This window comes from Micromonospora sp. M61 (assembly GCF_018070245.1).
Classification (GTDB): Bacteria; Actinomycetota; Actinomycetes; order Mycobacteriales; family Micromonosporaceae; genus Micromonospora; species Micromonospora zamorensis.
On sequence record NZ_JAGPYA010000180.1, the window covers coordinates 1 to 850 of the forward strand.

Annotated in this window: 1 protein-coding gene; it reads right to left on the reverse strand. The window is 70.2% G+C overall.

Annotated features, from left to right (window positions below):
- Positions 1–850: VCBS repeat-containing protein (locus KBX34_RS33220; protein WP_210929012.1), on the reverse strand; the 850-nt coding region annotated here is incomplete at both ends.

Here is an 850-nt window from a genome sequence, read left to right on the forward strand (position 1 = left end):
GGCCAGGCAGAAGTAGTCGTTCCACTTCACTGTCGTCCCGGCGAAGCCGGTGCCGGTGGAGGTGGCGGCATACACGTCGGCGTCGGCGTTGCAGGTGAAGGTGACGATGTCGTCGCGGCCGTCGCCGTTGATGTCACCGACGCGGGGCAGTTCGGCGCCGACGGCGAACAGGTCGTGCCACTTCTGCGCGGCGCCGAACGAGCTGCCGTTCGACAGGGCGACGATGACGTCGCTGGCGGTGGCGGGGCCCTGGGTGAAGGTGACGAGGTCGTCGCGGCCGTCGCCGTTGACGTCACCGAGCGCGGGAAACTCGCCGAACGGGCTGAAGTACTCGTGCCACTTGAGGCCGGGGCCGAAGCCGGTGCCGGTGGACAGCGCGACGTACACGTCTCCGGCGGGGTTGTGGGTGAACGCGACGATGTCGTCGCGCCCGTCACCGTCGACGTCGCCGACCGCGCCGATCTCCGCACCCGGTGCGAACCAGTCGTGCCACTTCCCTTCGCCGCCGAACGAAGTGCCGGTGGACAGCGCGACGTACACGTCGCCGGTGTTGCTGTGGGCGAAGGTGACGATGTCGTCCCGGCCGTCGCCGTTGACGTCGCCGGTGGAGGCGGTCTCGCCACCGATGGAGAAGAACTCGTTCCACTTCACCGAGGTGCCGGCGAACGAGCCGCCGGTGGAGGCGGCCACGTAGACGTCGGCGAGGGCGTTCTGGGTGAAGCCGACGATGTCGTCGCGGCCGTCGCCGGTGACGTCGGTGGCGGATCCGCCGGCGATGGCGTGGGTCCGGGCCGCCTCGTTGAGCTGGGCCCGCGCCGTGGCGGCCGCCTGGTCGTACCGGTCGGGAAAA